The following is a 24,129-nucleotide window of genomic DNA, read 5'->3' as shown; positions in this document are numbered from 1 at the left end:
GTATAATTGGTTATTGTTCAATCCCATGCAGTATATTGAAAACTGCAAATTAGATGTTGCTTTTGCGGTTGACTCATCGGTTTTCAACAATTGCTGAGGTCAATGCTGCGAGAATGGCCCATTTTATTCAGGATAATTTTCATATTTTTTACCGTTGACGAACAGTAATAAAAACTGCCATTTGAGCCGATGGGCAGACCATGTTCAGCCATGAAATTCAGGCTTGGGAAGCGCAAGGTGCCACGCCAGTTTAATGTACCGTAGGACAAGTCGGTACGTTCTTGTGTGATTAAGGTCTCATTTAAATCGACTTGCCTATTTTGGTTTGAATCGAGAAATAAAATAAAACCTTGTTCCCACATCGCCTCATTGCAGTTTTGCATGTCTTTTGATGAGCACATGACAACATTGGTATGATGTATAGCCGCATGCTGTTTTGCGAGCTGTATACTCGCTAAGACTTGTCTGGAAATTATTCTACGTTCTTGATTTGCTTTGATTTCATGGTAATAAGGCAAAGCAAGCGTAACAAGTATTGACAAAACTAATATTGTAATAACAAGTTCTACTAATGTATAAGCCATATATTTATGGAGGTGCATATAAAATAACCTAAGTGTTTGTATTTTTTAAGTTAATAATGAATATTAATGTCTTGTTTTTTATTCATTTTATAATGAAAAATGTGTTTCTCAGCGAATAAGAAAATGCTATAGTGAAACGCAAGTGACAATAAGCTATTCTTAAAAAGCAAGAGATTATAAATTTACTGAACTACAACTGAAATTGTAAGTAATTTTGTCAATAATTTACTTGATTAAAATTATCAAACACTTGGACAAACGAACTCAGTGTTTGTATTATTCAAGATGAGTAGCTTAAAAATAAAACTGGGGTATTTAAAAAAGCCTATCTCAGGATAGCTAAAATTTTAGGCTTAGCTTGAACAACAATTGTTTATCTCTGGAGGATAAATCCATGAAAATGAGTCGTATTGCTTTAGCGATGCTCGTTGCTGCACCTTTAGCTGCTGCTAATGCTGGTGTAACCATTACTCCATTAATGCTTGGTTATACTTTCCAAGACAGCCAACACAATAATGGCGGAAAAGATGGTAACTTAACTAACGGACCTGAATTACAAGATGATATGTTCGTTGGTGCTGCACTAGGTGTTGAGTTAACACCATGGTTAGGTTTCGAGGCTGAATATAACCAAGTTAAAGGCGACGTAGACGGTGCTGCTGCTGGTGCTGAATACAAACAAAAACAAATCAATGGTAACTTCTATGCTACTTCAGATTTGATTACTAAAAATTACGATAGCAAAATCAAGCCATACGTATTACTAGGTGCTGGTCACTACAAATATGACTTTGATGGCGTAAACCGTGGTACACGTGGTAATTCAGAAGAAGGTACTTTAGGTAATGCAGGTCTTGGTGCTTTCTGGCGCTTAAACGATGCATTGTCTCTTCGTACTGAAGCTCGTGCTACTTATAATATTGACGAAGACTTCTGGAACTACACAGCTTTAGCTGGTCTTAACGTTGTTCTAGGTGGTCACTTGAAACCTGCTGCACCAGTAGTAGAAGTTGAACCAGTTGCTCCAGTTGAGCCAGTTCCTGAGCAATTGACTGAAGACCTTAACATGGAACTTCGTGTGTTCTTTGATACAAACAAATCAAACATCAAAGATCAATACAAGCCAGAAATTGCTAAAGTTGCTGAGAAGTTAGTTGAATATCCAAACGCTACTGCTCGCATCGAAGGTCATACAGATAACACTGGTCCACGTGCATTGAACGAACGTTTATCTTTAGCTCGTGCTAACTCTGTTAAATCTGCACTTGTAAATGAATACAATGTAGATGCATCTCGTTTGTCTACTCAAGGCTTCGCTTGGGATCAACCGATTGCTGACAACAAAACTAAAGAAGGTCGTGCTATGAACCGTCGTGTATTCGCGACGATCACTGGTAGCCGTACTGTTACAGTACAACCTGGTCAAGCTCAATAATTAATTATTGATTTTGATTCGAAAAAGCAGCCGTAAGGCTGCTTTTTTTGTTCTTAAAAATATAAAAATAATGAAGTCTTTGGCTTATATTAAATATTAAAAAACGAGCCTATTGGCTCGTTTTCTTAAATCTAGATAATGTCTCTATTTACTGACCATCGAAGGTAATATGCGAGCTGGCATTCATGAGACGATCAGCACCCTCTTCAGAGAGTTTGATTTGTAGGCGTAAATCATTTGGTGAGTCGGCATGTTTCAACGCATCTTTATAAGTAATTTGCTTAGCTTTATACAAATCATAAAGTGCTTGGTCAAAGGTTTGCATACCGAGTTCACGTGAACGCTTCATTAGATCTTTAATTTCATGAATGTCACCTTTACGAATTAAGTCGGAAATTAAAGGGGAGTTAATTAAAATCTCAATTGCAGCGCGACGTGAATTACCATCTGGAGTTGGAATAAGTTGCTGTGCAACCATGGCTTTTAGGTTTAAGGATAAATCCATAAACAATTGGCCATGACGGTCTGCTTCAAAGAAGTGAATAATACGGTCAATCGCTTGGTTAGCATTGTTAGCATGCAGGGTTGCAAAAACCAAATGTCCTGTTTCTGCGAAAGCAATTGCGTAGTCCATCGTTTCACGTGAACGAATCTCACCAATCAGAATAACATCAGGTGCTTGACGTAAAGTATTCTTCAACGCAATTTCAAAGGAATCAGTATCGATACCCACTTCGCGCTGGGTAATAATACAGCCTGCATGTTCGTGAATAAATTCGATCGGATCTTCAATGGTAATAATATGACCCTTTGAGTTTTGGTTGCGATAACCAATAATTGAAGCCAAAGAGGTCGATTTACCAGTACCCGTTGCGCCAACAAAGATAATGATGCCGCGTTTGGTCATGGCTAAATCTTTCAACACAGGAGGAAGTTTAAGTTCATCCATGGTTGGAATTTGGGTTTCAATACGACGTAATACCATGCCTGGTTGGTCGCGTTGCTGGAATGCACTGACACGAAAACGTGCTGTCTTGTCACGATTCATAATTGCGAAGTTGCATTCGCGTGTATCCGCAAATTCTTTGCGTTGTTTATCACTCATAATTGAATTTAAGAGTTGACCAACAATTTCACCTGTTAACTTGGTTTTTGCAACAGGAACAATTTGACCATTAATTTTCATGGATGGTTCAACTTCGGCTGTGACGAAAAGGTCAGATGCTTGTTGTTGAATCATGAGATTGAGTAAGTCGTTAAAGTCCATAACCTTATCCTAATTCCGTTTTGATATTCTTATAAGAATGATTCTGGTTGTTTAGCAACAGTACGTGCTGTTTGCGGACTAATGATGCCTTTAGATACCAGTGTTTTGAGGCTTTGGTCTAAGGTAGACATACCATAGTTAGCACCTGTTTGGATTGCAGAGTACATTTGTGCAACTTTGTTCTCACGAATTAAGTTACGAATAGCTGGGATACCAATCATGATTTCATGTGCGGCGACACGGCCACCGCCATTTTTCTTTAAGAGTGTTTGTGAGATAACCGCTTGTAATGATTCTGACAGCATGGCACGAACCATATCTTTTTCTTCAGCAGGGAATACGTCAATCACACGGTCAATGGTTTTCGCTGCAGAAGTAGTATGCAGTGTACCGAAAACTAAGTGACCTGTTTCTGCAGCGGTTAGCGCTAGGCGAATAGTTTCAAGGTCACGCATCTCACCAACCAAAATAATGTCTGGGTCTTCACGTAATGCAGAACGTAGAGCTTCGTTAAAGCCATGTGTATCACGATGTACTTCACGTTGGTTAATCAGGCATTTTTTGGATTGGTGTACAAATTCGATTGGATCTTCGACAGTTAAAATATGGTCATAACGTTTGTCGTTAATATAGTCAATCATTGCCGCTAACGTGGTCGATTTACCCGAACCCGTTGGACCTGTGACTAATACTAAACCACGTGGTAATTCACAAAGCTCTTTAAATGTTTGTCCTAAACCTAAGTCATCCATGGTGAGGACTTTTGAAGGAATGGTACGAAATACTGCGCCAGCGCCGCGGTTTTGGTTAAATGCGTTGACACGGAAACGTGCGATACTTGGGACTTCGAAGGAAAAGTCAGTTTCCAATTGTTCTTCAAAGTCACGACGTTGTTTGTCATTCATGATGTCGTACACCAGTTTGTGTACTTCTTTATGTTCTAAAGCTGGTAAGTTAATGCGACGTACTTCACCATCTACGCGAATCATTGGTGGCATACCCGCAGATAAGTGTAAGTCAGAAGCCCCGTTTTTTGCAGAAAAAGCCAATAATTCTGTAATGTCCATGAATTCCCCGAGATCATATAAATCTTAATTATTTTGATAGAATAATAAGGCTTTCCTGCCGCTTAACCAACAGTTAGAGTCGCTTGAACGTAAAAAAAGATGAATGAAATGAGAATATCGTCAATGAATAGTTTGAAAGAGTCGCGAAATCAAGTTTTAGAACAAATTGAGGCTGCGTGTTTACATGCAGGACGTCAGGCTGGGACTGTGCAATTGCTTGCGGTATCGAAAACTCATCCAAGTGAAGTATTGCGTGAGATGTATGCCACAGGACAGCGTGAGTTTGGTGAAAATTATTTACAAGAAGCGCTTGAAAAGATTGAGACTTTAGCAGATTTAGAGATTGAATGGCATTTTATTGGGCATGTACAACGGAATAAGACCAAGCATCTGGCGGAAAAATTTGCTTGGGTACATGGGGTGGATCGTTTAATTATTGCTGAGCGTTTATCGAGTCAGCGTTTAGACTCACAGCCCCCTTTGAATATTTGCTTGCAGGTCAATATTGATGGGCAGGACAGTAAAGACGGTTGTCAGCCAGAAGAAGTTGCTGAGTTGGTTCAAAAGATTAGCCAGCTTCCACATTTAAGATTACGGGGTATTATGGTGATTCCTGCACCGAATCATGTGGCTGCTTTATTCGATGCTCAAAAGTTGTTTGAGGCAGTTACAGTATTACATGCACATCCTGAAGACTGGGATACTTTAAGTATGGGGATGTCGGGGGATTTAGAGGATGCGATTGCAGCAGGTTCAACCATGGTACGGATTGGGACGGCACTATTTGGTGCTCGGGATTATTCAAAATGATTTAAGCGGTCTTTTTTGTAGGTTTTGGCTGACAGCATTTGATCTTTATGACGTCTCACAATCTCATAGATTTATTTGTATGATGAATTTATCAGGAACAGGATGTTTCTTTAAAATAATAATAACAGTGTAGAACGGATGCAAAAGGTACGACAGGAGTTATACCGCAGTAAGAATCTAATAAAGCCTCGACAGGAAGTCGGGGCTTTTTAGTTTGAAATATGCGGTGTGTATATTGACGATCTGATTGTAAGATTCAGCAATTCATCTGTGTTCACTGCGATTATATAAGCTTGAGTTTGTATGCAGTTGGAGTTGATTGTGTGCGCGAAATTGAAGAAATAAAAAACAGCCCGAAGGCTGTTTTTTTGAATAAGGAGATTATTCTCGCTCTATATTCATTGGGCTAACATCCATGTCTTGATAAGAAATCAACTTGGTTTTGTATTTCCATTTATAGCCCAGCCAAATCACCAAGAATAAGAAAATACCAATATAGGTGGATAAAACTGATAGCCATTCACCATGCAGTACCGCTTGGTAGTTCTGACCAAGGACCACAATGGAACAAAGAATAAATGCAAACCAAGGTGCAAAAGGGAAGAATTTTGCACGATAGGCGAGGTCTTCGATTTTATGCCCTTGAGCAATGTAGCCTTTACGGAAGCGATAGTGTGAAACGGCAATGCCTAACCAAACAATAAAACCGCACATACCTGACATATTCAGTAGCCAGTTAAATACTTGCTCTTCACCAATAAAGGTGGTTAAGAAGCACAGCGCAGCAATTGCTGTTGTTGCAAAAAGCGCATTCATTGGCACGCCACGTGGGTCAAGTTTGCCAAATACTTTAGGTGCACTGCTATTCTGTGCCATGTTAAACAGCATACGAGTTGAGGTATACATACCTGAGTTCCCTGCTGAAAGAATCGCAGTTAAAATCACGGCATTCATTGCACTCGCAGCAAAGGCAAAACCTGCTTTTTCGTAGAGTAAGGTAAAAGGAGACAGCGCAATATTTTCAGATGAAGCCGCTTGTAGAAGCAATGGATCATCATAGGAAATGAGGGTGCCAATAATAAAAATACACACCACATAAAATAACAAGATACGCCAAAAAATTTGCTTGATGGCAATTGGAATGGTTTTTTGAGGGTCTTTAGATTCACCTGCTGCAACACCAACCATTTCTGTACCTTGGAACGAGAACCCCGCAATCATTGCCACACCAATTAGCGCCGATAGACCGCCCACAAAAGGTGCTTCGCCTTTGCTCCAGTTCGCGAATGTTGCGACACCCGGAGTCATCATGATTTTAGCAATCATGAAGATACCAATAATGATAAACACAATAATGGCAAGGACTTTAACCAATGAGAAGAAGAATTCGCTTTCACCAAAGCCTTTGACCGTCAATGCATTGATCCCAAAGACAATGGCTAAAAACAGGGCACTCCAGTAAAAACCAGGTATATCGGGGAACCAGAATTTCATAATAAATTGGACTGCAACCAATTCAAATGCAACTGTAATTGCCCAGTTGTACCAATAGTTCCAACCAAGGGCAAAACCAAAACCGCCTTCAACATACTTGGTACCATAAGTGAAAAATGCACCTGACGTTGGGTTGTGGGTTGCAAGCTCACCTAGGCTGGTCATAAGGAAGTAAATCATTACGCCAATTAAACAGTAGGCGAGTAACGCACCGCCTGGGCCAGCATTTGAAATGGTTGCACCTGAGGCAAGAAATAAACCTGTACCAATAGAACCACCAATGGCGATCATATTCAGATGACGAGCTCCAAGCTTACGCTTGAGTTGAGCTGGTTGAGTCGTTTCGCTCATCGTTGTTCCTTAAGATTTCTTTTGTGTGCTGGCAAACAGCACTTTAAAGCCTTGTTGATCGGCTTTGGTTGTACATTGACCAAAACTTTGCTCAATAAGTAATGGGTAATTCAAAAAGCGATTGGCAACAATCCACAATTCACCATCTGATTTCAGATGACGACGGGAAGTTTTGCATAAATTTTCGCTGGCATTGTAATCTGTATGAATGCCTTGATGGAATGGGGGATTACTGACGATTGCGTGCAAAAAGAGAGGTGCATCCTCAATGCCACGGACGGCTTTAATCTCAAGTTGTTCTGGTAAAAGATTATTTTTTTCAAAGGTCATTTTTGTAGAAGCCAATGCAAAGGCATCAACATCTAGAGAAAAAATACGGTTTTTCGGATTCAACTTGGCTAAATAAGCGCTGATAATACCCGCACCGCAGCCAAAGTCGGCAATTTTGCCAGAGGTGACTTGTGAAAGGTACGGTAATAACACGGCTGTACCGACATCTAAGCGGTTCTGGCTAAATACACCCGGCAAGGCACAAATCTGTAATTCACCTTTGGGTGTCGGCACGCTGTACTGTTGCGCCCAGTCGGCTAAAGGTTTGGTTGTAACGGTTTTATCTGTAACCAATTGCCACATTTGACAGTGTCGGGCACTGTCTAATTTAAGACTTTTACCAAAAGGTTGCAGTTGTTTTGCTGCACGTTCCACACCACCTTTCTTTTCACCAACTAAGAAGATGGAAGAACCTACAGCCATACGACCGACCAGTTGGTGTAGCACATAGTTGAGTAGTTCTTTTGATTTAGGGACAAAAACGATGGCCTGTTCAAAACCAGCCTCTGGCAAATCTGTGCCAAAATGTACACGGCTTTGTTGAGCCTCAAAATATTGTAATTCGTTAAAGTTCCATGTCCAAAAATGGGTTTCAACTGTCCCTGCGAGTTCTGAATTTAATTCATCGCACGGTGCATTAACCAATAGAACTGAACCAGAGAGGAACGCTAGCTGGCGAAGAACAACTTCACTTCTTGGATCCATCTTATTTACTCCATAGTAAAAACGATGCCCAGACAATGCTGGGCAAGGTGCATACAGAAATGAAAATTTATTTCTTCGTTTCAGGAAGCACAATATTTAAAACCAGTGCGGCAATACCACCTGTTGCAACGCCTGAACTAAAAATGTTACGGAACAATTCAGGAAGATGCTCTAGAATTTGAGGTACTTGCGCAACGCCCAGACCTAATGCAAGTGAAATTGCAATAATGAGCAGTGCGCGGCGGTCAAGATGCACGCCAGACAAAATGTTAATTCCTGATGCTGCTACAGCACCAAACATGACCATGACAGCACCACCCAAAACCGCTTGTGGAACGGCTTGAATCACGCCTGCAACAGCAGGGAGTAACCCTAAAATCACCAACAATGCCGCAATCCAGATACCAACATAACGACTTGCAACACCTGTTAACTGAATGACTCCATTGTTTTGTGCAAACACCGAGCTTGGGAATGTATTAAAAATACCCGCGAGGAGTGAGTTTGCACCATTCACCAAGACGCCACCTTTAATGCGCTCCATCCATGTTGCACCATCAACAGGTTGGTTGGAAAGCTTAGAGGTTGCAGTAATGTCACCAATCGCCTCTAAAGAGGTCACAAGGTAAATAAAGGCCATTGGAATAAACAAACTCCAAGAGAAGTCAATTCCAAAGTGCATTGGCGTTGGTATTTGTACCAAAGGGGCATCTTTCAAACCTGAAAAATCGAGATGTCCCATAAAGCCTGCAAGTACATAGCCGACAATCAAGGCAATTAAAATGGCTGAACTTTTTACCCAAGTAATACGAATACGGTTCAATACAATAATTAAACCCAGTACCGTACACGACATAATTAAGTTGTCGCTATTGGCAAAAGTGTTGTTTGACATGGCCTGATAGCCACCACCCATACTAATTAAGCCTTCCTTAATTAAAGTCAGACCAATTAACAGCACCACAATACCTGTGACCAACGGGGTAATCAGCATTTTGACCCAAGGTAAAATGCGCGAAACGCCCATCTCAATGAATGAACCCGCAATCACCACGCCAAAAATTGCTGCCATAACCGACTCTACAGGTGTCCCCGCAGCAACCATGGCAGAGCCAATCCCAATAATTGGACCAATAAAGTTAAAACTGGTGCCCTGAACAATCAGTAAACCTGCGCCAAAAGGACCCACTTTTTTACATTGTAAGAAGGTTGCAATCCCAGAAATGACCAAAGACATGGATAAAATCATGTTGGTATCTTGTTGGGATACACCTAAAGCTAAACAAATGAGCAAGCCTGGTGTCACAATTGGAACAATAATGGCAAGTAAGTGCTGAAAGGCAGCGAGGAAGGCTATGAGAGGTTTAGGACGGTCATTTAAACCATAGACCAAATCAAGCTGGTCTTGCGAATGGGGAGATTGATTCTGAGGAGACATAACTCAAATGCTATGGGCAAGATGGCGCTATTCTAATCGAGTTACACGGCTTTACAAAACAAAATGCCGACCACTTGTGAAAAAAAATGAGCTTGTCAATAAACTGTCACTACTAAAATCTATTATTTTTCTGTATAATTTGCCCTCAAGTTTCAGGCTTATCGAATTCTATGTCAGATATCAAAAATCTCCGCAATATTGCAATTATTGCCCACGTCGACCACGGTAAAACCACACTTGTCGATAAATTACTTCAACAATCAGGTGCTCTTGGTGATCGCGCAGGTGAGATTGAGCGTGTCATGGATTCGGGCGCTATTGAAAGTGAACGTGGTATTACCATTCTTGCAAAGAACACTGCAATTAAATGGACCGATGCTCGTACGAATACAGAATACCGTATTAATATCGTCGACACCCCGGGACACGCCGACTTCGGTGGTGAAGTTGAACGTGTAATGTCGATGGTTGACTGTGTATTGTTATTGGTTGACTCTCAAGAAGGTCCAATGCCACAAACTCGCTTTGTAACTCAAAAAGCGTTTGCTCGTGGTTTAAAACCAATCGTCATTATCAACAAAGTTGACAAGCCAAGCGCTCGTCCAGACTGGGTTATTGACCAAGTATTTGATTTGTTCGACAACCTTGGCGGTTCTGACGAACAGCTAGACTTCCCAGTTGTTTATGCATCTGGCTTACGTGGTGTTGCTGGTCCTTCTCCAGAAGAATTGGCTGATGACATGACGCCATTATTCCAAACAATCGTTGACATTGTTGAACCACCAGCAGTTGATGCTGATGGTCCATTCCAAATGCAGATCTCTTCACTTGACTATAACAGCTTCGTAGGTGTTATCGGTGTTGGTCGTATTCAACGTGGTTCAATTGGTTTAAATACACCTGTAACTGTCATTGATAAAGACGGTAAGACACGTAACGGCCGTATCTTAAAAATTATGGGTTACCACGGTCTAGAGCGTGTTGATGTTGATTCTGCTCAAGCAGGCGATATCGTATGTATTACAGGTATTGATGAACTTCATATTTCTGACACGATTTGTGATCCGAAAAATGTTGAAGCTTTACCACCATTGTCTGTAGATGAACCTACAGTAACAATGACTTTCCAAGTCAACAACTCTCCGTTTGCGGGTAAAGAAGGTAAATTCGTTACGTCACGTAACATCCGTGAACGTTTAGACCGCGAATTAATTCACAACGTAGCATTACGTGTAGAAGACACTGACAGTCCAGACCGTTTTAAAGTATCTGGTCGTGGTGAACTTCACCTTTCAGTTTTAATTGAAAATATGCGTCGCGAAGGTTTCGAAATGGGCGTATCTCGTCCACAAGTAATCTTGAAAGAAGTTGACGGTGAAAAACAAGAACCTTACGAAAACGTTACATTTGACGTTGAAGAACAGCACCAAGGTTCTGTAATGGAACAAATGGGTAGCCGTAAAGGTGAAATGACCAATATGGAAGTTGACGGTAAAGGCCGTATCCGTATTGAAGCAACTGTACCTTCACGTGGCTTAATTGGTTTCCGTTCAGAATTCTTGACCATGACTTCTGGTACAGGGATCATGACTTCAAGCTTCTCTCACTACGGTCCGATGAAACAAGGTACTGTTGCGAAGCGTCAAAACGGTGTGTTGATTTCTATGGTTCAAGGTACTTGCCTTGGCTATGCATTGTTCAGCTTGCAAGATCGTGGTCGTCTATTCGCTAAACCACAGTTAGAAGTTTACGAAGGTATGATCGTAGGGATTAACTCACGTTCAGACGATATGGTGGTTAACCCAACTAAAGCTAAACAGTTAACTAACGTACGTGCTTCTGGTACTGACGATGCGTTGACTCTTGTTCCTGCAGTTGAATACACGCTTGAACAAGCGCTTGAGTTCATTGAAGATGATGAATTAGTTGAAGTAACACCTAAGTCAATCCGTATCCGTAAGCGCTGGTTGACTGAAAACGAACGTAAGCGCAACAAATAAGTTATTCTTATCTTCGGATGATAAAAACCGCTGATTTCGATCAGCGGTTTTTTTGTATAAGTTATTCAACAAAGCGTTGTAGAAAATTTACAAAACCAAGTAAATTAGATGGAAATATATAGATTTCAATAATGTATACTTCATCACATAAATTAAAGTCAAAAAAGAACTGGAGATTTCTATGAGCATTGTTCAAGAGTTCCGCGAATTTGCGGTAAAAGGCAACATGATTGATTTGGCTGTCGGTGTGATCATCGGTGGGGCATTTGGTAAGATTGTTGATTCATTGGTAAAAGACATTATCATGCCGCTGATTACCGTCATCACTGGTGGTGGTGTGGATTTTACGCAAAAATTCTTTGTTTTGGGCGACAATCCGAACAACCTACAATCTTTAGATGAATTGACCAAAGCAGGAGTGAATGTTCTGACTTATGGTAACTTCCTCACCATTTTAATTAACTTTATCATTTTGGCATGGGTGGTGTTTTTAATGGTGAAAATGATTAACCGTATGCGCCGTAAGCAAGAAGAAGCAGCACCAGAACCAGCAGCAACACCAGAAGATATTCAATTGTTACGTGAAATCCGTGATGAGTTGAAAAAACGAGACTAATCTGTACAGCTCCGAACGGCACTTTCGAGTGCCGTTCGGCCCTTGTCAGATACATAAACCTGATTCAAAAATATGTTTTTCAGCAGCATTCAGGAATAAGGCAAACTGATCTGATGGAAATGTAACTTTTAATGCGGCACCAATATTTTCGAATTCAGGAAATAATGTATCCAGATCATCAAAAATCACTTCGTTGTTTAAAAAAACTGTATTTCTATCAAGCCCAGTTTTCGCATCATCCAAAGAATCATAATGTTTAAATGGAATGGTGATGATTGTATTGTTTTCATACTGTTGTTGAGCCACTTGAGCTAAAAAATCATTTTTATCTTTAAAAAGGATGACAGCATCCGATAAAAATAAATACCATGCATTCGTCTTTAAATGTCCGATGACAATATCATCCGTACCTTGTTCCCGTTCCAGATATTGATTTGCTCCCCGATAAAACAGAATAAAATTTTCATTGCGTTTATATCGATCATTTACTTCAGACAATCCTAAAACAAACTTTAACTCAGGGTATTTTTTACTGAAAGCTGTTAAATGTGGTATGAAATCGTACCATTTGGTTTCCTGATTGTTTTGACCGTCATTTGTTAATGCTTTGGTCATTTCATTCTGCGGATCAATGTCTGGATCATCAAACATTTGTTGGATTATTTTTTGCTTTTCTCTAACGCTGATGGGATATTGATCTCTGATAATCCCTAGGCGATAATTAGAATACGTCCCCATGATTATTTCCTTGATATAAGTTGGTTTTATTCGTTTAAAAATAAACTTATTTAACTAAAACTTTATTAAAAGTCATTATCTTATTTAGTAAAATCGTATTTATTTTCTTTAGCCAGAATAGCAACAAGGATTTAATTTTTACAGTATAGAATGACCAGAAATTTATTTTAAACGTCAGTTTTTGACGTATTGAAATCATGGAAAATTTATAGAGCAGGAATAATGAATCGCTTGTTTGTCTATGGAACCTTACGCCCAAATCAGGAAAATGCGCATATTTTAGAAGGCATTGGCGGCACATGGCAAAAAGGCTATGTGAATGGCGTGGTACACATTTTGGATTGGGGACCCGATAAAGGTTTACCTGCCATTGTACTGGACCAAGCCGCTCCTAAAGTGGCAGGTTATTTTTTTAGTACTGACAAATTGGTTGAACATTGGGCTTCGCTTGATGAGTTTGAAGGCATGCAGTATCAACGTGTTACTGTACAGGTTGAATTGGAATCAGGTGAACAAACTGATGCTTGGATATATGAAATGAAAGCGGCTTAAATTGTAATAAAGAAGCGATGCCTAAAACAATTTAGGCATCGAGTTACTAGGGTATTTTAGAACGCCATACGGAATTTGATTTCAACCAAATGAAACCCAAATTGGCTTTTCACTGGGCCATGCAAGACGTGTTCAGCTGCGGTAAAGACCAATTTATCAATTACGGGCACCAATTGACCTTTTTTCACTTCACCCAGTTCACCACCACGCTTACCCGAATTACAGGTCGAGTATTGTTTGGCAATTTTGGCAAAATCGGCACCATCTAAAATCTTCTTTTTTAACTGCTCAGCTAACTCTTTATCTTTGACCAGAATATGTCGAACAATGGCTGTTTTCACTTGATCTTACCTCGCTTGATTGCTGTTGTTTTAGCTACCTGTTTCAAGGGTTGGCATTGTGGGCAAAAGACACTTGCACGTTGTCCTAGCTTTAAATTTTCTAATGTTGTTTCACAGTTCACACACATTTCACCAGCACGACCATAAGCGAGCAGGGTTTGTTGAAAGTAGCCATTTTCCCCCATCGCATTACTATAATCACGTAGCGTTGATCCACCGAGTTGAATGGCCTGTTGTAAGATTCTTTTGGTTTCTTGCACCAGTTGTTCAATTTGGCTCATGGATAAACTTGAGGCTATTTGTGCTGGATGAATGCCCAAATTGAATAAGCTTTCAGTTGCATAGATATTGCCTACACCCACCACCACATGATTATCCATTAAAGCAACTTTTATGCCGACCTGTTTATTTTTCAGTTTTTGGCTTAAATAATCGGCATTAAATGCTTCGCTGAGAGGTTCAGGTCCTAAAGGGGCAAGCAGTTTTGCTTCAGTTTCCGCATCCCACCAAAGAATGCAGCCAAAACGACGCGGGTCGTGATAACGCAATTGAATGTCATCAAACTGGATAATCAAATGATCATGCTTCCGTTTTTCTTCATGCGTTTCACATAATCTAAAACTGCCCGACATGCCTAAATGCCACAGCATTCGATCTTGTTCAAATTCCGCCAGAATATACTTAGAACGTCGTGTAAGTTTCAGCAGCTTTTGTCCTTGTAGACGTTGCAAATCATCGGGTATCGGCCAGCGTAAACGTGGCTCAAAAACCGTAACGGACTGAACTTGTTGTCCAATCAGCGGCAGCAGGCTGGTTTTAGTGGTTTCAACTTCGGGTAATTCAGGCATAAGCTTTAAAATAACAGGGCTAAGACAACATGGCTAATATCGGGCTGAATAGGAGGGAATGCAAGTCTTTTCAAAATTTAGCCACCTTCTTTTGAGTCTGAAACCCAAACAATAGATAAAAAGAGTATTTGCAGCTCCGTCATAATCTGTATAACGTGATAAGTCACGGAAATTAGAATTATGAGGCATCGCATGTCACGCTTATTTCAGCCGATTCAGTATGGATCGCTCTATGTAAAAAATCGTACCGTAATTGCTCCCATGTGCCAATATTCAGCCAATGATCAAGGTGAGTTGAGCTATTGGCATGAACAGCAATGGGCAAACTATGCCTTATCTGGTGCGGGCTTGTGCATTATTGAAGCAACGGCAGTTCAACCTGAAGGGCGAATCAGTTTTGCAGATTTAGGACTGTGGAATGATCTACAACGTGATCAAATGCAGCAGTTATTAAAGAAAGTCCGTTCAATCTCGCCCATGCCGTTTGCGATTCAATTGGCACATGCAGGGCGTAAGGCATCTACAGATAAGCCGTGGTTAGGCAGAGGACAAATTGCTCCAGAGGATGAACATGGTTGGCAAACCGTTTCTGCCAGTGAGGTGGCATTTAATCCGAAAGATATTCCTCCACATGCCTTATCGATCACTGAGCTTAAGCAGGTACAGCAAGATTTTGCTCAAGCCGCTATTCGCGCTGTGGATGCAGGATTTGATTTAATTGAGCTGCATGCTGCGCATGGATATCTGTTGCATCAATTTATGTCACCACTGGCGAATCAGCGTCAGGATGAATATGGGGGCGAGTTTGAAAATCGTATTCGGATGACCTTAGAAACTTTTCAAGCCATGCAGGATGTTGTACCTAAAGGCTATCCAATAGGAGTGCGTTTATCTGCTCAAGATTGGTTTGATGGGGGGTGGACGGTTGAAGAATCGGTTGAATTGTCTAAACGCCTGCAACAATTGGGGGCGGCTTATATTCATGTTTCCAGTGGTGGTTTGCATGTGGAGCAGGCAATTCAGATTGGCGCAAATTATCAGGTTCCGTTTGCACAGGCGGTAAAACAAGCCATTGATATTCCAGTGATTGCTGTGGGTCTGATTACGGAAGCGCAACAAGCAGAACAGGTGTTGCAACAAGGGCAAGCCGATGCCATCGGTTTAGCACGTGCAATGTTGTACGACCCACGTTGGCCTTGGCATGCCGCGGCAGAATTGGGGGAAACCCTAGAAATTGCACCGCAATATCTGCGTTGTCAGCCACATGGTGTGAAGCAATTGTTCAAGCCATTTTCAGAATAAACCAAGATGGAGTTTATTGTTGAAGTAAAACTTTCCTTCAATCATACCGTGATGATTGCATGCTAAAACATAGCAAGGAGGCATTTTGAAAAAGCATTGGTATGGAGTGCACATGTGGTCTTAAGTATTATTTTACCCATTATATTATTGGTATTGCTTGGGTTTGCCTGTGTCAAAGGTGGCTTAATGCTGTCTGAACAGATTAAAGCACTCAGCGCCTTTGTGATCAAAATTGCTTTACCTGCATTTTTATTGCATGCCTTAGCCAGTCGTAACTTAAATGAAATTTGGCACCCGAGTTATTTCATTGCGTATGGTGGTGGGTCACTGTTGCTGTTTGTTTGTGCCTTTGTTTTATATCGGCATTATTTCCAATATCGCTTAACCGCTTCGGCAGTTATGGCGATGGGAGCCTCAATGTCGAATACGGGGTTTATTGGTACTGCAATTTTGACCATGTTGATTGGTCAACATGCGGCAATTTATATTTCTCTGACGTTGATTATTGAAAATCTGCTGATTGTGGCTTTGGTGTTAATGATTGCTGAGGCAGGACTACAGCAGCAGGGGAGTTTTAAGCAGATTGCCCTTCCAACGTTGGTTAATCTGCTGAAAAACCCCGTCATTTTAGCCATTATTTTGGGCATGAGCTGTGTGCTGTTGAATCTAAAATTACCCGCTGCCATCGATCAGATTTTAGCGATGCTCGGGAAGACGGCATCGCCACTGGCGCTGTTTGTGATCGGTGGCAGTTTGGTGGGGATAGGTCTTAAAGCGGTGGATATACAAAGTCTGATTTTGGTGTCATTCAAAATTGTACTGATGCCACTCACTATTTTCCTGCTGTTATCTGTGTTGCCGAATGTTAGTCAAGAAATGCTGTATGCAGGAACTTTGTTGGCTGCATTGCCCATGCCTATCGCATTTGGCATATTTGGGCAGACTTATGGTCTGAATGAAAAAGCTTTAACGCCTTTAATGCTCAGTACGGTATTGGGTTTTGGGGTTGTGAGTGGGCTCATTGCATTTTGGTGGGGTTAGGCAGCTTTGTTTCTAGCCAAAAAGAATGCCCATCTTTTTAGATGGGCATTCTTTTATTGTAGAGAGACGATTCGTATAAATTAGCTTTTTTTCGTAGCTTTGGTTGGTGCGGTGGTTGATGCCTTGGCTGGTTCAGCCATCATTTTTTCAACGACGGCTAAGGACTCTTGCGCTTGTGGTACGTTTTCTTGGGCAAGTGCCGAGAAGATTTTTTTCGCTTCTGGCAGGTTTTGCGGCACGATATTACCATTGGTGAACATATTGCCTACCGCCATTAATGCAGGAATATAGCCTTTTTGTGCCAAAGTTTGAATGCTGGCTAAACCTTGCTTAATCGGGGCTTCATCTTTGTTCTTGAAGCCTGTGCTAATGTCATACAACGCTTTGGCATGAATGGCTTGGAAATTCCCTTTTTTGATTAAGGGATCAAGCTTTTGTAATGCCAATTTGTCTGAGGCTGGGTTGTTCTCTGAAAAAAGTAAAACGGCCAGATCGACTGTTGCATCGCTAAAACCTTTAGCAGAGGCTTTCTCAAAATATTGTTTAGCTTTAGATGTATCTTGTTTTAAACCCAAAGAACCTGCTAAATAATTTTTACCCAGTACATAGTCTGCAACAGGATAACCTTTGCTGGCAGATTGTTCATAAAGCTGAATGGCTTTCTTTTCATCTTTGGTTGTCCCTTGTCCAACTTGGGTTAAATAGCCTAAATTGTAGAGGGCTTGAGGGTTGCCTGCTTTGCCGAGTTTTTCCAAGGCTTGATAGGCGCCAGTCATATTATTGGCTTTGACCATGGCTTCAACTTCAGTAAAAGCGGGATCGGCTGTTACAGGTTTGCTTTCGGCAAATGCGAATTGTGTGGACATCGCGATTAAGCTAGCAAGAATTATTTTTTTCATCTTTCAAAAACCTTGTGGGACATTCACACAATTCCATCTGTGTGTGGGGTAGAGAAACAAATACATAATAGGTTGAATTGACCGAATGTAAATATAGCAATTGTGTTTTGCTGAAAATTATTGTTATAGATTTGCCAATATTGATTGGCACTTAAATTTGCCCAAGCATAGCTTGTGAACGGAACGACTCCATATACCTGATATGGAGCGTTAAATACGAGTATTTATGAATACTGAGCGTAATCTTAGAGTTTACGCCAAATGATACCTTCACCATCTAAATCTACAGTAAAACTAAATTTGGCATCATCACTGACCAATAAAGAATTCGGTGTTTTCAATAAGACTTTAAGGACTGTACCTTCTTCAAATATTTTGGGGGTATGGTTTTCTTTTTCTAGGGTAATCGGTTTAATGAGTTCGATCACAAATGATTCCATATTATTCTCCTCATGAATTTTAGTTAATTTTATGGCAACAGTGTAGCAGTATTCCTTTTGGACATAGATTGCTCTGCGTCAGAAATGCAAAATATTTCATCTAATTATGATGAAAAAATGTTTTTGATTTTGATAAAAATCAAAAACCTATTTCGCACCATGCTGATTTTTTCGTAATAGCCAATACATAAGCAATATAAGGAGGCTTATCAATTACGAATATAATAATTATGTAAAGGAATCAATAGTTATCAAAGAAAAATCAGAGTTGGAGCTTGAAACTCTGCTGCATAAAAAATGAAGAGATTGATCCATAAAAAAAACTTAGCGAATGAGAATTATTTGCATAAACAAGTGATTACAATAGAAAAAAGTACAAATATCTGTAAAAGTTCGTACCAGAAATTACAAAATTAGGATTAGTATTCCAAGGATATTCATTCAAATAACTCAAGGATTTTCGGGTTCAATGTTTAAATCATTTTTTCCAAATCCCAAATGGTTCTTTATTTCGGTGTTGATCTGGTCTGTACTTAATATGACTTTGTGGTACACGGGCGGAAATACATGGGGAAGTGCCATTGGATGGCTACAGGGATATACAAATGCAGAGTTACCTGTAGGCGTGAGTCGTTTTTGGTCACCTTCATTTTTATGGTTTTATGTCTGGTTCTTTATTTCAACGGCACTATTTGCTTTGTTCTGGAAGTTTTTTTCCGACAATAAGTGGCAACGTTGGTCTATTTGGGGTTCTGCCTTTATTTTGTTTAACATCTGGTTTGGCGTACAGGTCAGTGTTGCAATCAATGCTTGGTATGGTCCATTTTGGGACTTAATCCAAAATATGTTGGGCAAAGGCGGCAATATTAAAGACCTGTATATGGGCACTTTAACCTTTCTCTACATTGCGATGGTCGCCGTGACTTTTGCTGTGATCAATGCTTTCTTTACCAGTCATTATGTATTCCGCTGGCGTACAGCGATGAACGAATACTATACGGAACGTTGGGAAAAACTGCGCCAAGTTGAAGGGGCATCGCAGCGTGTGCAGGAAGACACCATGCGTTTTGCCACCATTATGGAAGATTTGGGTGTCGAGCTGATTAAAGCGATTATGATTTTGGTTGCTTTCTTGCCCATTTTATTCGATCTGTCCAAACATGTGCCAGTATTGCCAATTGTGGGAGAAATTCAGCATTCATTGGTCTGGGCAGCTATTGTTTGGGCAATCTTAGGTACCGTCGTATTGATGGTGGTGGGAAACAAACTACCAGGTCTGGAATTTAATAATCAGAAAGTGGAAGCTGCATATCGTAAAGAATTGGTCTATGGAGAAGATCATGCAGACCGTGCACAGCCTGCAACCTTAGCCGAACTTTTTAGTCGCGTCCGCAAGAACTATTTCCGTCTGTATTTTCATTATGCCTATTTCAACTTAGTCGCCACGTGGTATCGCCAACTGGATATTTTATATAGCTTGGTGGTGCTGTTTCCTTCCATTGCAGCAGGAAAAATGACCTTAGGTCTGGTCAATCAGATTGGAAACGTGTTTGATAAGGTTCGTGAATCATTTCAATATTTAATTATGTCTTGGAAAACTATTATTGAACTGTTGTCCATTTATAAGCGTTTAAAAGCCTTTGAATCGATTTTAGATGAATAAAGGATTGCACCTAACTGTTTAAAACCTGCAGCTTGCAGGTTTTTTAATGCGCTAAAAATCAATGAACTGGAAAAGATAGAGAAAAGCATTAAACTGAAGAACAAGTATGACAATAAATAACAGTGTATTCCTGATGAAATTTATTCTTGGTTTGCTTTCACTGGGTTGTATCTCTGCAATTAGCACCGCCGTTTTGGCGCAAGATATTAAAGGGATGTCCTTTTCTCATGAGGATTGGGAGCTTTATTGTAGCAATACAGGCACATGTCGTGCGGCAGGTTACCAAAATGATGATGTTAGTCAATCAGAACCCGCATCACTACTTTTGACGCGTCACGCAGGTGCGAAGCAAATGCTAACCGCAGAATTTGCTTTAGCCAGTTTTGAAGAAGATACATTGCCTGTGTCTAAGGTTCGGAATATTCATTTTTTTGTGAATAATTGGGACTTAGGCGTGGTGAAGGTGGAGGGCAATGAGCTTCCTTTGATGGGAACGCTGTCGAGTCAGCAAGTGAATGCCTTATTAGAAGTTGCGGGACAAAATGCCAAAGTTGAATTTAAAAATCAGGATGTGCATTGGCAAATTTCTGATAAGGGCATGACTGCAACGTTGCTCAAAATGGATGATTTCCAAAAGCGGGTCAATACTGTGAGTGCTTTGATTAAAAAGGGAGGCAACAGTGACGCTGGAGTTTTAGCAGCCGCCCCAAAATTCGTGGTGAAACAGGTGAAGACTGCCAATCAACCCTATCGGACTTTAGCACCAACTCAACCCCACTATCAGGCATTGTACAAAACCTTAATATCATCGCAGCCTAAAACAGAAGAAGTTGCTGAAGGCTTTTGTGAGGGGATTTATACGGGAGATGGACAAGAGCCACAACCGATTCAATTGTATAAACTGAGCGGACAAAAAGTATTGGCCACAACGTTGTGCTGGCGTGCTGCCTATAATGAAGGTTATGGTATGTGGGTATTAGATGCCTCACTCAAAGGCCCTGCAACTTTTATTACAGAAACCGCTTCAGACTTTTCGGAAGGGCATATTTATAGTGCACAAAAAGGGCGAGGCATTGGCGACTGTTGGGCAATCGCAGAATGGGTGTGGAATGGGCAGCAGTTTGTGCAAACGGTCGATCGTTGGACAGGTATGTGTAAAGGTTTAGCTGCGGGAGGGGTGTGGGATTTAGATCAAATTGAGGCAGTGGTGAAGTAGTTTGCTCGTTGTCATGCATTATCGGGGCATGATTGGTCACAATGTTCTATTTGATTGATTAAATAGATGATTTGATGCAGTTATATCCGCATACGCGTCAATTACAGGGATTGTGTTAATTCAGACAACTAAAAAATTAAAAATATAATTTATTTAACATTAAGTGTGTTTTGGTTGATCTATTTTTCAATAAAAGTGTAAAAATGAACAATAAAATCAGTGGTCTATGGTTTGTTATTTTATGTAATTTGCGATATTTTTAAACAATAAAATAATTATTGAGAACGACGACGTGAATTTAAAACAATTTATCTTCATTGGGGCGATTGGAATTACTTTACAGGGGTGTAACCACATCAGTAATTTCAGTACCGATTCCATCAATAAATATGCGACACCACAAGCGTTAATTGACCAGAAAAATTTAAATGCAGCTGATGGTACAGCTAAAGAATATGTCTATGATTGGGGGCAGCAACAAAACAGCACTGAAACTCAAGCGTTATATCCGCGGAAGTATTTAGGCAGTTATTGTCATGCCAAAGGGGGAAAATTTGGCTTGCTGTATAAAAGTAATTTGCATTTAGTCAAAGATCAGGCACAGAAAAAGCGCCTGACGGGGAACAGTAATGTAAAACAAGGTATTGGTGCTTATGAATGTGTATTGCCCAATGAGCGTTGGATTGTTTCGATTGAACCTACTGCGGAAGGAAAGTTCGAAGGTCATTTGGCTGCAAGAGCCGTTAGTCTGCAAACCCGTATACTGAGTGGGGATGAAGCCAAGCAATGGTATAAAAATGTAGGATCAAACTCTACAGAGAAAAAAACAACAAAAAGCGCTACAACGACAAAAAATAGCAAAACCGAACTAGCCAAAGAGCCGGACAATAAAAAAGAAGCAGAGAAAAAGAAAGAAAGTAAACCTGCTGTGGTAGAAGCTACGCAAACGGTAACTGCCCCAACAATTGAAACACCGCAACAGCAGCAGCTCAAAGCTTATGTCACTGCGCGTCGGGATTTAAGCAAGGGCACCAATAAGCTCAACGCCTGTAACAATGCGCAACGTGCGTATAACTATGGCAAGTTGGCAGGAACCAATGCCAATGTGTATACCGATTCAGGCATGCTCGTAGCACGTTGTTTGACCAGTGTGCCTGCATACAGCAGTCGCTTTTCTAACCCGAAAGGACAAGCCAATAAAATTCTGCAAAATCTTGCTAGTAACTATAACCATGCAGGTGCAAAACGCATGTTGAAACAAGGGCAATAAGTCGTTTAAGGGTAAGTTAAAGTGGATAAATTGGACTGAGGTAGCATCACGAAATAAAAACTAACTCAAGAGGTGTGAGGATGGGGAACAGTTCGGAAAATACAGTGTATTTTGAGGCAGCATTATTGGATCGGGAAGTCAGAGAATATGAGGTTGATATTCAACTGACACCATATTTTTATAATAATGCTGGTCGACCTAGCTATCTCACGAGCTGAGCCGATGGACTAAAACCACTTCCTCTTACACCTGAAAATCCACAAAGCAAAGGGAAGAAGTATCATGTCCCTCGCGCTTTAGGCAGCAAGAACAATGCACCTTATGGCATAGAAACCCAACTGGACTTTGAAGGCAGTCAATTTGAGTTTGAAGCGCTGTGGGCAACTCAAGAAAATGCGGCAGCTTTTGGTTTTACATTGGTTGAGGCAGGGCAAGCCATTCAAATTCAAAGTCCAGTCATCACGCTATCACAAATTGAATATGAATATGGGGTTTGGGCAAGTTATTGGTGCCCTTATTTGGATTTAGGTTTAACTTCGGGTCGTGGGAAAACTTTATTTCCTTTTATTTGTACTGATCTGGAGCATCATGATTTTCCACATGTGTTTGCTTCGACCGATGCAAACTTACCTTTGGTGATTAGTGTGGCCCGTTATTGGCCCAAACTAAAGAAAATTTATCTGGCTGATTTGTGGATTCCCGTGGGTTCAGCACTATATTTACCACCACAGCCTATAAATGCAGAGCGCGAATATATTAATCTGCATAATAATCGTAATTCAGCCCATGCCTGTTGGGGAAGTCAAGAACAGACCAGATTTAAAACGCATACCTTATTGCAAAACCAAGGGGGCTATTTTTATTGGTATTGGAATAAATCACCGACCATACATCATCAGTTATCTTGGATTAAATAGCTTATCTATGGGGTGCGTTCCGTACATATGGTCTGGAACGCAACGATCATTGCTTAAGATAAACTATCTTAAATCTGAATAGTTGCACCGAGTGCTTTTACATATTGTGCTAACCAAGCAGGGTGTGCAGGCCAAGCAGGTGCCGTGACCAAATGTCCATCTGTCACCGCTTCTGTGACGGCAATATCAGCATATTTTCCACCTGCCAGTTGCACTTCTGCTGCACAAGCAGGGTACGCAGAACAGGTGCGACCTTGCAACACATCCGCAGCAGCGAGAATCTGTGCACCGTGGCATACCGAGGCAATCGGTTTCTTTGCTGTATCAAATTCTTGCACAATTTCAATCACACGGGCATTCATACGTAAATATTCGGGTGCACGACCACCTGGAATGACTAAGCCAATATAGTCCGTGGTATTCACGGCAGTAAAATCGTGGTTAATGGCAAAGTTGTGTCCACGTTTTTCACTATAGGTTTGTTCACCTTCAAAGTCGTGAATCGCTGTGGCAATACTGTCTCCCGCTTTTTTGTCTGGACAGACCGCATGTACGGTATAACCGAGTCCTGTCAAAAATTGAAAAGGCACCATCGTTTCGTAATCTTCGGCGTAGTCACCGACCAGCATGAGAATTTGTTTAGCCATGATTTTTATCTCTGTGTTGTTATGTGTGGAATCATTCTGCTTCACCATAGCATAGCCCGATGAGCAGTTTAAGTTAGGCTTTGTTGTCTTTAGTCGTAGCGAATGATTAGTAAGGGGTGTGGAAAATAAAAGACATCCAATATCATAGTGATCATCAG

Annotated in this window: 23 protein-coding genes; 11 read left to right on the top strand and 12 right to left on the bottom strand. The window is 40.7% G+C overall.

Going from position 1 to position 24,129, the window contains the following annotated elements:
- Window positions 1-83: 83 nt before the first annotated feature.
- Window positions 84-602, bottom strand: coding sequence for a GspH/FimT family pseudopilin (locus E0H87_RS09060; protein WP_131323276.1), 519 nt, complete (start codon window positions 600-602; stop codon window positions 84-86).
- A gap of 376 nt (window positions 603-978) precedes the next feature.
- Here E0H87_RS09060 and omp38 point away from each other — a divergent pair, with 376 nt between their 5' ends.
- Window positions 979-2,019, top strand: a complete 1,041-nt coding sequence (gene omp38, locus E0H87_RS09055) for an outer membrane protein Omp38 (RefSeq protein WP_131323275.1) — start codon at window positions 979-981, stop codon at window positions 2,017-2,019.
- A 148-nt stretch (window positions 2,020-2,167) separates the two neighbouring features.
- Here omp38 and E0H87_RS09050 read toward each other — a convergent pair whose 3' ends face one another.
- Both E0H87_RS09050 and E0H87_RS09045 read right to left on the bottom strand, forming a co-directional pair.
- Window positions 2,168-3,286 carry a PilT/PilU family type 4a pilus ATPase gene (locus E0H87_RS09050; protein ID WP_131323274.1) on the bottom strand — a complete coding sequence of 373 codons (1,119 nt, stop codon included), beginning with the start codon at window positions 3,284-3,286 and terminating at the stop codon, window positions 2,168-2,170.
- Window positions 3,287-3,315: 29 nt separating this feature from the next.
- Window positions 3,316-4,353, bottom strand: coding sequence for a type IV pilus twitching motility protein PilT (locus tag E0H87_RS09045; protein WP_131323273.1), 1,038 nt, complete (start codon window positions 4,351-4,353; stop codon window positions 3,316-3,318).
- Window positions 4,354-4,476: 123 nt separating this feature from the next.
- Here E0H87_RS09045 and E0H87_RS09040 point away from each other — a divergent pair, with 123 nt between their 5' ends.
- Window positions 4,477-5,163, top strand: coding sequence for a YggS family pyridoxal phosphate-dependent enzyme (locus tag E0H87_RS09040; protein ID WP_131323272.1), 687 nt, complete (start codon window positions 4,477-4,479; stop codon window positions 5,161-5,163).
- Between the two features lie 381 nt (window positions 5,164-5,544).
- Here E0H87_RS09040 and E0H87_RS09035 read toward each other — a convergent pair whose 3' ends face one another.
- From E0H87_RS09035 to E0H87_RS09025, 3 genes are all read right to left on the bottom strand, one after another.
- A complete protein-coding gene (locus E0H87_RS09035) occupies window positions 5,545-7,008 on the bottom strand; it encodes an amino acid permease (RefSeq protein ID WP_131323271.1) in 1,464 nt (487 codons plus the stop codon).
- 9 nt (window positions 7,009-7,017) lie between these two features.
- Window positions 7,018-8,043: a class I SAM-dependent methyltransferase gene (locus E0H87_RS09030; protein WP_131323270.1), complete on the bottom strand. Its 1,026-nt coding sequence runs from the start codon at window positions 8,041-8,043 to the stop codon at window positions 7,018-7,020.
- 67 nt (window positions 8,044-8,110) lie between these two features.
- The gene (locus tag E0H87_RS09025) at window positions 8,111-9,481 is read right to left on the bottom strand and encodes a uracil-xanthine permease family protein (RefSeq protein WP_131323269.1); all 1,371 of its coding nucleotides are present in this window, start codon (window positions 9,479-9,481) and stop codon (window positions 8,111-8,113) included.
- Between the two features lie 170 nt (window positions 9,482-9,651).
- Here E0H87_RS09025 and typA point away from each other — a divergent pair, with 170 nt between their 5' ends.
- Both typA and mscL read left to right on the top strand, forming a co-directional pair.
- Window positions 9,652-11,481, top strand: coding sequence for a translational GTPase TypA (gene typA / locus E0H87_RS09020; protein ID WP_131323268.1), 1,830 nt, complete (start codon window positions 9,652-9,654; stop codon window positions 11,479-11,481).
- 181 nt (window positions 11,482-11,662) lie between these two features.
- On the top strand, window positions 11,663-12,097 hold the full coding sequence (gene mscL, locus E0H87_RS09015) for a large conductance mechanosensitive channel protein MscL (RefSeq protein WP_131323267.1): 435 nt from the start codon (window positions 11,663-11,665) through the stop codon (window positions 12,095-12,097).
- A gap of 45 nt (window positions 12,098-12,142) precedes the next feature.
- On the opposite strand, the gene E0H87_RS09010 is transcribed toward mscL, so the two are convergent.
- Window positions 12,143-12,835: a hypothetical protein gene (locus tag E0H87_RS09010; RefSeq protein ID WP_131323266.1), complete on the bottom strand. Its 693-nt coding sequence runs from the start codon at window positions 12,833-12,835 to the stop codon at window positions 12,143-12,145.
- A gap of 222 nt (window positions 12,836-13,057) precedes the next feature.
- Here E0H87_RS09010 and E0H87_RS09005 point away from each other — a divergent pair, with 222 nt between their 5' ends.
- A complete protein-coding gene (locus tag E0H87_RS09005) occupies window positions 13,058-13,387 on the top strand; it encodes a gamma-glutamylcyclotransferase (RefSeq protein ID WP_131323265.1) in 330 nt (109 codons plus the stop codon).
- A gap of 56 nt (window positions 13,388-13,443) precedes the next feature.
- Here the strand turns inward: E0H87_RS09005 and E0H87_RS09000 are convergent, their stop codons facing one another.
- Together E0H87_RS09000 and mutM are read right to left on the bottom strand one after the other, a co-directional pair.
- The gene (locus E0H87_RS09000; RefSeq protein ID WP_016165366.1) at window positions 13,444-13,728 is read right to left on the bottom strand and encodes a peptidylprolyl isomerase; all 285 of its coding nucleotides are present in this window, start codon (window positions 13,726-13,728) and stop codon (window positions 13,444-13,446) included.
- Window positions 13,725-14,576, bottom strand: coding sequence for a bifunctional DNA-formamidopyrimidine glycosylase/DNA-(apurinic or apyrimidinic site) lyase (gene mutM, locus E0H87_RS08995; RefSeq protein WP_131323264.1), 852 nt, complete (start codon window positions 14,574-14,576; stop codon window positions 13,725-13,727). The genes E0H87_RS09000 and mutM overlap by 4 nt, the downstream gene beginning before the upstream one ends.
- A gap of 192 nt (window positions 14,577-14,768) precedes the next feature.
- Here mutM and E0H87_RS08990 point away from each other — a divergent pair, with 192 nt between their 5' ends.
- Both E0H87_RS08990 and E0H87_RS08985 read left to right on the top strand, forming a co-directional pair.
- A complete protein-coding gene (locus E0H87_RS08990; protein WP_131323263.1) occupies window positions 14,769-15,878 on the top strand; it encodes an NADH:flavin oxidoreductase/NADH oxidase in 1,110 nt (369 codons plus the stop codon).
- Window positions 15,879-15,992: 114 nt separating this feature from the next.
- Entirely contained in the window at window positions 15,993-16,919 is a 927-nt protein-coding gene (locus E0H87_RS08985; RefSeq protein WP_131323262.1) for an AEC family transporter, read from the top strand.
- 80 nt (window positions 16,920-16,999) lie between these two features.
- Here E0H87_RS08985 and E0H87_RS08980 read toward each other — a convergent pair whose 3' ends face one another.
- Both E0H87_RS08980 and E0H87_RS08975 read right to left on the bottom strand, forming a co-directional pair.
- Entirely contained in the window at window positions 17,000-17,818 is an 819-nt protein-coding gene (locus tag E0H87_RS08980; protein WP_131323261.1) for a tetratricopeptide repeat protein, read from the bottom strand.
- A 245-nt stretch (window positions 17,819-18,063) separates the two neighbouring features.
- Complete coding sequence (locus tag E0H87_RS08975) at window positions 18,064-18,258, bottom strand: hypothetical protein (protein ID WP_131323260.1); 195 nt, start codon at window positions 18,256-18,258, stop codon at window positions 18,064-18,066.
- Between the two features lie 469 nt (window positions 18,259-18,727).
- Between E0H87_RS08975 and sbmA the strand changes: the two genes are divergently transcribed.
- From sbmA to E0H87_RS16180, 4 genes are all read left to right on the top strand, one after another.
- Entirely contained in the window at window positions 18,728-19,921 is a 1,194-nt protein-coding gene (gene sbmA / locus E0H87_RS08970) for a peptide antibiotic transporter SbmA (protein WP_131323259.1), read from the top strand.
- A 106-nt stretch (window positions 19,922-20,027) separates the two neighbouring features.
- Entirely contained in the window at window positions 20,028-21,137 is a 1,110-nt protein-coding gene (locus E0H87_RS08965) for a DUF1176 domain-containing protein (protein ID WP_413773115.1), read from the top strand.
- Between the two features lie 292 nt (window positions 21,138-21,429).
- On the top strand, window positions 21,430-22,407 hold the full coding sequence (locus E0H87_RS08960) for a hypothetical protein (protein ID WP_171458357.1): 978 nt from the start codon (window positions 21,430-21,432) through the stop codon (window positions 22,405-22,407).
- Window positions 22,408-22,823: 416 nt separating this feature from the next.
- A complete protein-coding gene (locus E0H87_RS16180) occupies window positions 22,824-23,324 on the top strand; it encodes a hypothetical protein (RefSeq protein WP_227547338.1) in 501 nt (166 codons plus the stop codon).
- Between the two features lie 68 nt (window positions 23,325-23,392).
- Here the strand turns inward: E0H87_RS16180 and E0H87_RS08950 are convergent, their stop codons facing one another.
- Window positions 23,393-23,971 carry a DJ-1/PfpI family protein gene (locus tag E0H87_RS08950; protein WP_131323257.1) on the bottom strand — a complete coding sequence of 193 codons (579 nt, stop codon included), beginning with the start codon at window positions 23,969-23,971 and terminating at the stop codon, window positions 23,393-23,395.
- Window positions 23,972-24,129: the final 158 nt, after the last annotated feature.

It is taken from the genome of Acinetobacter sp. ANC 4178 (assembly GCF_004331175.1).
Taxonomy (GTDB): Bacteria; Pseudomonadota; Gammaproteobacteria; order Pseudomonadales; family Moraxellaceae; genus Acinetobacter.
This window is presented reverse-complemented; position numbering and strand designations above follow the sequence as displayed.